Genomic DNA, 2,633 nt, shown 5'->3' on the forward strand with positions numbered 1-2,633 from the left:
GGAACTTTCGCCTCGGCCAGCAGCACGTTCATGTGCCCGGGCAGGCGGCCCGCCACCGGGTGGATGGCAAAACGCACCTCCTTGCCTTTCGCGCGCAGCCGCTTGGTCAGTTCCGAGACCGACTGCTGCGCCTGCGCCACTGCCATGCCGTAGCCGGGGATGATGATCACCGAATCGGCCTCCTCAAGCGCCTGGGCCACGCCCTCGGCGTCGATCGCGACCTGCTCGCCCTCGACCTCCATCGCCGGGCCCGCGGTGCCGCCGAAGCCGCCGAGGATCACCGAGATGAACGACCGGTTCATCGCCTTGCACATGATGTAGGAGAGGATCGCACCCGAAGAGCCGACCAGCGCGCCGACCACGATGAGGAGGTCATTGCCCAGCGAGAAGCCGATCGCCGCCGCGGCCCAGCCCGAGTAGCTGTTCAGCATCGACACCACCACCGGCATGTCGGCGCCGCCGATGCCCATGATCAGGTGGTAGCCGATGAAGAAGGCCAGCAGCGTCATGATGAAGAGCGGCAGGAAGCTGCCTGCGGAGAAATACCAGATGAGGCAGATCAGCGAGATGGCGGCGGCGCCCGCGTTCAGCATGTGCCCGCCCGGAAGTTTCGTGGCGGCCGAGGTGAGCTTGCCCGCGAGCTTGCCGAAGGCCACCACCGAGCCGGTGAAGGTCACCGCGCCGATGAAGATGCCGAGGAACAGCTCGACCTTGAGGATCGCCTGCTCGGCGCCGTCCTTCTTGGCCAGCACCTTGGCAAAACCCTCGAGTGCTTCGCGCGCCTCCGGGTCCATTGCCAGCACGCGGCCGAGCTCGAAATGCGCGTTGAAGCCGACGAAGACTGCCGCGAGGCCGACCAGCGAGTGCATCGCCGCCACCAGCTGCGGCATCTCGGTCATCTGCACGCGCTTGGCGACATAGGTGCCGATGACGCCGCCGGCTGCGATCAGCACGAGCGACAAGAGCCACAGGCCGGAGCCCGGGCCGATCAGCGTCGCCAGCACCGCCAGCGCCATGCCCGCGATACCGTACCAGACCGCGCGCTTGGCGCTTTCCTGGTTCGACAGCCCGCCGAGCGACAGGATGAAAAGAACAGCCGCAACCACATAGGCGGCAGTCGTGAAGCCGAAATCCATGGGTCCGGTCCTTTACGATTTCTGGAACATGGCGAGCATGCGCCGGGTGACAAGGAAGCCGCCGAAGATGTTGATCCCGGCCATGAAAACGCTGAGCGCCGCCAGCAGGATCACCAGCCAGCTGCCTGAGCCGATCTGCATCAGGGCGCCCAGAATGATGATCGAGGAGATCGCGTTGGTGACCGCCATCAGCGGCGTGTGCAGGGAATGCGCGACACCCCAGATCACCTGGAAGCCGACAAAACAGGCGAGCGCAAAGACGATGAAATGCTGCATGAAGCTGGCCGGCGCCACCAATCCCACCAGCAGGATCAGCGCCGCGCCGCCCGCCAGAAGGGTCACCTGGCTCTTGGTCTGCGCCTTGAAGGCCGCCACTTCCTGCGCGCGTTTCTCTTCCGGCGTCAGCTCCTTCGGCGCTTCTTTCTTAGGCTGCGCCGCAATCGCCTGCACCTTGGGCGGCGGCGGCGGGAAGGTGATCTCGCCGCCGTGCGCCACGGTGGCGCCGCGGATCACGTCGTCCTCCATGTCATGCACCGGCTGGCCGTCCTTGCCCGGCGTCAGGTCGGTCAGCATGTGGCGGATGTTGGTGGCGTAAAGCGTCGAGGCCTGCGCCGCCATCCGGCTCGGGAAATCGGTGTAGCCGATGATGGTGACGCCGTTGTCCGTCACCACCTTCTCATCCATCACCGTGCCTTCGACGTTGCCGCCGCGCTCGGCCGCGAGGTCGACGATCACCGAGCCCGGCTTCATCGCCGCCACCATGTCGGCGAGCCACAGCTTCGGCGCCTCGCGGTTGGGGATCAGCGCGGTGGTGATGACGATGTCGACCTCGGGCGCGAGCTCGCGGAACTTCGCCAGCTGCGCCTCGCGGAACTCCGGAGAGGAGACAGAGGCATAGCCGCCCGAGGCGCTGCCGTCCTGCTGCTCCTCCTCGAAGTCCAGATAGACAAACTCGGCGCCCATCGACTCGACCTGCTCGGCCACTTCGGGGCGCACATCGAAAGCGTAGGTGACCGCGCCCAGGGACGTGGCGGTGCCGATCGCGGCGAGGCCCGCAACGCCTGCGCCGACCACCAGCACTTTTGCGGGCGGCACCTTGCCGGCGGCGGTGATCTGGCCGGTGAAGAAGCGGCCGAAATTGTTGCCCGCCTCGATCACGGCGCGGTAGCCCGCGATATTGGCCATGGAGCTGAGCGCGTCCATCTTCTGCGCGCGGGAGATCCGCGGCACCATCTCCATCGCGATGACGGTGGCGCCCTTGGCTTTCGCGAGCTCCAGCCCGGCTTCGTTGCCGCCGGGATTGAAGAAGGAAATCAGCGTCTTGCCCTTGGTGAGCCGCTTCAGCTCCGCCTCTTCCGGCACCCGCACCTTGGCGATGATATCGGCGCTCTTCCACAGCGCCGCGGCGGTCTTGACGATCTCCACGCCCGCGGCCTCATAGGCGGCATCGGAAAACCCCGCCCCCGCCCCGGCGCCGCTCTCGATCGCGCAGGAATA

At 66.6% G+C, this 2,633-nt stretch carries 2 protein-coding genes; both read right to left on the minus strand.

Annotated elements, in window-relative coordinates:
- The coding region (locus tag ACOHWE_RS20050; RefSeq protein ID WP_420668510.1) for an NAD(P)(+) transhydrogenase (Re/Si-specific) subunit beta at positions 1-1,136 on the minus strand (1,136 nt) is incomplete at its 3' end.
- A 12-nt stretch (positions 1,137-1,148) separates the two neighbouring features.
- Positions 1,149-2,633, minus strand: a 1,485-nt coding sequence (locus ACOHWE_RS20055; RefSeq protein ID WP_420668511.1) for a Re/Si-specific NAD(P)(+) transhydrogenase subunit alpha, incomplete at its 5' end; no start/stop codon positions are given.

This window comes from Cribrihabitans neustonicus, assembly GCF_048820895.1.
Taxonomy (GTDB): Bacteria; Pseudomonadota; Alphaproteobacteria; order Rhodobacterales; family Rhodobacteraceae; genus Cribrihabitans_A; species Cribrihabitans_A neustonicus.